This window comes from Massilia sp. CT11-108 (assembly GCF_047302915.1).
Lineage (GTDB): Bacteria > Pseudomonadota > Gammaproteobacteria > Burkholderiales > Burkholderiaceae_D > Telluria > Telluria orientalis.
The window spans coordinates 1-5,288 of the sequence record NZ_JBKYMO010000393.1 but is presented as its reverse complement, the minus strand read 5'-3'; the positions used below and the strand labels follow the sequence as shown (position 1 = coordinate 5,288).

Annotated in this window: 6 protein-coding genes; all 6 read left to right on the top strand. The window is 65.6% G+C overall.

All coding sequences use genetic code 11. The annotated features are described in order from the left end of the window. The coding region (locus ACEN88_RS23750) for a hypothetical protein (RefSeq protein WP_413343615.1) at window positions 1-238 on the top strand (238 nt) is incomplete at its 5' end. Further along, window positions 235-1,716 carry a DUF4080 domain-containing protein gene (locus tag ACEN88_RS23745; protein ID WP_413343613.1) on the top strand — a complete coding sequence of 494 codons (1,482 nt, stop codon included), beginning with the start codon at window positions 235-237 and terminating at the stop codon, window positions 1,714-1,716. The genes ACEN88_RS23750 and ACEN88_RS23745, both read left to right, overlap by 4 nt. Before the next feature lie 88 nt (window positions 1,717-1,804). Then, entirely contained in the window at window positions 1,805-2,932 is a 1,128-nt protein-coding gene (locus ACEN88_RS23740; RefSeq protein ID WP_413343611.1) for an MlaE family ABC transporter permease, read from the top strand. After that, window positions 2,932-3,795, top strand: coding sequence for an ABC transporter ATP-binding protein (locus tag ACEN88_RS23735; protein WP_413343609.1), 864 nt, complete (start codon window positions 2,932-2,934; stop codon window positions 3,793-3,795). Before ACEN88_RS23740 ends, ACEN88_RS23735 begins: the two co-directional genes overlap by 1 nt. Window position 3,796: 1 nt before the next feature. Next, window positions 3,797-4,744, top strand: a complete 948-nt coding sequence (locus ACEN88_RS23730) for an MlaD family protein (RefSeq protein WP_413343607.1) — start codon at window positions 3,797-3,799, stop codon at window positions 4,742-4,744. A 14-nt stretch (window positions 4,745-4,758) separates the two neighbouring features. Then, the coding region (locus ACEN88_RS23725) for an ABC-type transport auxiliary lipoprotein family protein (RefSeq protein ID WP_413343605.1) at window positions 4,759-5,288 on the top strand (530 nt) is incomplete at its 3' end.

Sequence of the window (5,288 nt, the reverse complement as noted above, 5' to 3'; positions counted from 1 at the left end):
GAGCTGTATTCGGTACTGCCTTGCTGCGCTTGCGAATCGTTTTGTTCGTCAGCAGCAGAGAAGTGAGATTATGCAGTGTTTCGCGATGTTCGTCAACTTCTTTTTATTCCCATCGAAGCGTTCAGAACCGTTTGAAGGCCTGTCGTTTGCGACGAGGGACCGAATCATACCAGCGTCGCATACGGGCCGCAAGTCCCGCTACAATGCATCCTTTGCCGTCCTCCCCGCACCGCCATGACCATCCTGCTCTCCACCCTCAATGCCCGCTACGCCCACGCTGCGCTCGGGCTGCGCTATCTGCTGGCCAATATGGGCGAGCTCCAGGAACAGACGAGCCTGATGGAATTCGTCATCGGCGCGAAGACCGTGGAGGTCGTCGAACGCCTGCTGGCGAAGAAGCCGCGCATCGTCGGCTTCGGCATCTATATATGGAACGTCGAGGAAACGACCAAGGCCGTCGCAATGCTCAAACGCGTCGCGCCCGAGGTGACGGTCGTGTTGGGCGGGCCGGAAGTCTCGTACGAGACGAACGAGCAGGAGATCGCGCGCCTGGCCGACTATGTCGTCACCGGCTGGGGCGACATCACCTTCCCCAAGCTGTGCGGCGAGATCCTTAATGGCCCCAAGCCGATCATGAAGGTGCATGCGGGCGTGCAGCCCCCGATGGCGGACATCTCCCTGCCTTACACCTTATATAGCGACGAAGACATCGCCCACCGCACCCTCTACGTGGAAGCGTCGCGCGGCTGCCCGTTCAAATGCGAGTTCTGCCTGTCGTCGCTGGACAAGACGGCCTGGCCATTCGGCATCGACACCTTTCTCGCGGAGATGGAGACGCTGTACCAGCGCGGCGCACGATTATTCAAATTCGTCGACCGCACATTCAACCTGAACGTCAAGACGAGCCAGCGCATCATGCAGTTCTTCCTCGACAAGATCGCGGCGAATCCCGATGATCCGGTCTATGCCCACTTCGAACTGGTCCCGGACCACCTGCCGGAAGCGCTGAAGGCGACGATCGCGCAATTCCCGCCCGGCGCGCTGCAGTTCGAGATCGGCATCCAGAGCTTCAACCCGGAAGTGCAGACGCTCGTCAGCCGCCGCCAGGACAATGCCAAGGCCGCGGACAACATCCGCTGGCTCACGACGCAATCGCACGCCCACCTGCACGTGGACCTGATCGCCGGCCTGCCGGGCGAAGACGTCGAATCGTTCGCGCGCGGCTTCGACCAACTGGTCGCCCTCGGCCCGCACGAGATCCAGTTCGGCATCCTCAAGCGCCTGCGCGGCACGCCGATCATCCGCCACACGGAACCGTACAAGATGGTGTATGAGCCGTACCCGCCCTACACCGTGCTGGCCACCGACCGCATCGACTTCGCCACCATGCAACGGCTCGTGCGCTTTGCCCGCTACTGGGACCTGGTCGCGAACTCCGGCCGCTTCGCCCACACGGTCAAGGTGCTGCTGGGCGACAGCCCGTTCGCCAACTTCATGGCGTTCTCGGACTGGATCTACACGCAGCTCGACGCCACCCACCGCATCGCGCTCGACCGCCTGGCCAAGCTTGTGCAGGCCTGGCTGCAGCGCCAGGGCATGCCGGCCGCCGACGCTGCCGCCCTCATCGCGAGCGACTACGCCGGCAGCGCCCACAAGCCGGCCGACAAGTCGACGCACGCAGCACCCGAGCGCCAGGTTCGCCACCTCGCAGCGTAAACACGGCAATGTGCGCCACCGAACGCTATCCGGTCACGGTAACGTAGCGCTGGTGGCGGCAGTCGCGAATCTCTTTTACACTGCCGCAATGCGGATTGAAAATGCGCCAACATTAACCATCGAACACCCAGACGCCGGCGCGGGGCAATCCGTGGTGGCGCGCGGCGTATGGCAGGTCCACGCGTTTTCCCGGCGCGGCTTCAAGGACATCGAAAAGACGCTGAAATCCCTCGCCGGCAAGCCGGTCGTTTGGGACCTCTCCGAGATCGCCAGCCTCGATCACATCGGCGCCCAGTTGTTCTGGAGTTCGTGGGGCAAGCGCCGCCCCGAGCAGCTGAAGCTCGACCCGAAGCAGGAAGAACTCTTCGAGCGCATCGAGAAATCCGGCCGGATCGAGCTGCCGCGCACGCGCAAGAGCCATCTGCAATGGGTGATCACGCTGGGCGGCGGCGTGCTGAGTTTCTTCGAACACCTGCGCGGCGCGATCACCCTGATCGGCCAGGTGGTGCAGGACATCGGCCGCTTCATCCGCCATCCGCTGTCCGGACCTTGGCGCGAAGTGTCGGCCAATATTTATCACTCCGGCTTCCAGGCGCTCGGCATCACGGCGCTCGTGGGCTTCCTGATCGGGGTCGTGCTGTCGTACCTGTCGGCGCAGCAGCTGCGCATGTTCGGCGGCGACATCTACCTCGTCAACATCCTCGGCATGAGCATCATCCGCGAACTGGGGCCGCTGCTGGCGGCGATCCTCGTCGCGGGCCGTTCCGGGTCGTCGATCACGGCGCAACTGGGCGTGATGCGCGTGACGGAGGAACTCGACGCAATGCTGGTGATGGGCATCTCGCACGGCTACCGTCTCATCATGCCCAAGGTGGTCGCGCTCGCGCTGGCGATGCCGCTGCTCGTCGTGTGGACGGATGCGATGGCCCTGATCGGCGGCATGGTCTCCGCGAAGATCGAACTGAACCTGACGATGCGCTACTTCATCCAGAAGCTGCCGTCCGCCGTGCCGATCGTGAATTACACCATCGGCCTCGCGAAGGGCGTCGCGTTCGGCATGCTGATCGCGCTCGTCTCGTGCCACTTCGGCCTGCGCATCAAACCGAACACGGAAAGCCTGGGCCGCGGCACGACGACGTCGGTCGTCACGGCGATCACCGTCGTGATCCTGGCCGACGCCGTGTTCGCGATTATCTTCTCGGGAGTGGGCTTCTGATGGCGAATCCTGCTCAACCAGCCCAACGCCCGCCGCAGCAACTGAACCGCGAGCCCGAGGAAGACGTCGGGCCGCCGGTCGTCCAGATCCGCAACCTGTGGACGCGCTTCGGCCGCACCGTCGTCCACCAGGACCTGAACCTCGACATCTATGCGGGCGAAATCCTGTCCATCGTGGGCGGATCCGGGACCGGCAAGACCGTGCTGCTGCGCCAGATGCTGGGCCTGGAGCGGCCGTCCAGCGGCTGCGTGCGGGTGTTCGGCGAGGATGTCAGCAGCGCCAGCCCGGAACAGCTGCAGCGCATGCGCAACCACTGGGGCATGCTGTTCCAGCAGGGCGCGCTGTATTCCGCGCTCACGGTATTCGACAACATCGCCCTGCCGCTGCGCGAACTGCGCGCCCTGCCCGAGGAGGTCGTGCGCGCCGCCGTGCTGCTCAAGATGGACATGGTCGGACTCGGCCCGGGCGACGCGAACAAGATGCCGTCCGACCTGTCGGGCGGGATGATCAAGCGCGCGGCCCTCGCGCGCGCGCTCGCGCTCGAGCCGCAACTGCTGTTCCTCGACGAGCCGACGGCGGGCCTCGACCCCGACCTGTCCGATTCGTTCGTGGCGCTGATCCAGACGCTGCACAGCGAGCTGAAACTCACCGTCGTGATGGTCACGCACGACCTGGACACGCTGTTCGCGCTGTCCTCGCGCATCGCCGTGCTGGCGGAGAAGCACGTGATCGCGGTGGGACCGTCGTGCGACGTGCTGCGCGTGCAGCACCCCTTCATCAAACACTTTTTCCTGGGGCCGCGCGGCCAGCGGGCGCTGGAAGTGCTGGAAGAGCGCATCGCAAGAAAGGAGTCGGAAGACTGACATGGAAAACAGATCGTATGCCCTCATGACGGGCTTCTTCACGGTCGCGCTGCTGGTCGCGGCCATCCTGATCGGCCTGTGGCTGAACCGCGACCGCACCACGATGCATCCGTACGAGATCGTCACCACGCAGACCATCCCCGGCCTGAACCCGCAGGCCGCGGTGCGCTACCGCGGCCTGGAAGTCGGGCGCGTGGACGACATCGTGTTCGATCCGCGCGTGACGGGCCAGATCCTCATCAAGCTCTCGATCGAGGAAGGCGCGCCCGTCACGCAGACGACGTTCGCCTCGCTCGGCTACCAGGGCGTGACGGGCATCGCCTTCATCCAGCTCGACGACGACCGCACCGGCTCCCCGCTGCTGCAGAGCGACAAGGGCCACGTGGCGCGCATCCCGCTGCGTCCCGGCCTGCTCGACCAACTGGAAAAGCGCGGCCTCGCGATCCTGGAAAAAACGGAGCGCATCACGGACAGCCTGAACAACGTGCTCAGTAAAGAAAACCAGGACAAGCTCACGGGCGCCTTCGACAGCATCAACAAGGCCGCCGCCGCGTATGCCGAGATCCCGGGCCAGCTGCAACCCACGCTGGCGCGCCTGCCCGCGCTGGCGGATAAACTCGACCGCACGATGGGCTCCGTACAGGAGCTTTCCACCAGCGTCACTGCCGCCGCACACAACTACGACCGCCTCGCGACGAGCCTGCAGGCCCCGGGCGGCCCGGTCGAGCGCGCCGGCGCGGCCATCGATTCGCTGGGCGGCGTGACATCCGACCTCGAGCTGCAAACCTTGCCGCACGTCGTCGACATGGCCGACGAGGCGAAGACCTCGCTGCGCGCCGTGCGCCGCACCGTGACGAACCTGGGCGACCGCCCGCAAAGCATCCTGTTCGGCGCACCGGCCGCCGAACCCGGCCCGGGCGAACCCGGCTTCGTCCCCCCGACCAAATGAGGAACCCAGCGACCATGCATCCGACCCGCATCATTCTCGCTGCCGCCCTGGCCTTGACCCTATCCGCCTGCGCCTCGCAGAAGGGCCAGCCCACCACGCAATTCGACTTCGGCCCCGCCACGGCCGCGCAAGCGCAGGCACAGGGCATGCTCGGCGCGGTGGTCGTCACCGACGTCACCGGCTCGAGTGCCCTGGACAGCGAGCGCATGTTCTACCGCCTGAGCTATGCCGACCCGCTGCAGGCCCGCACCTATGCGAACAGCCGCTGGACGGCGAATCCGCTGCAGCTGCTGACGCAGCGCTTCAAGACGCGGCTCGCGCAGGCAGGTGCGCGCGTGCTGTCGGAGACGGATGCGGCCGCCGGCATCCCGCTGCTGCGCATCGATGTCGATGAATTCATCCACGACTTCGGCGGCGTGAGCCAGAGCACCGGCGTCGTCGCCGTGCGCGCCTCCGTGTTCCAGGGCCATACGCTCGTCGACCAGAAGAGCTTCCGCCAGGCCGTCGCCGGCCGCATCGGCGCTGGGCGCGGCCGACATCGTGG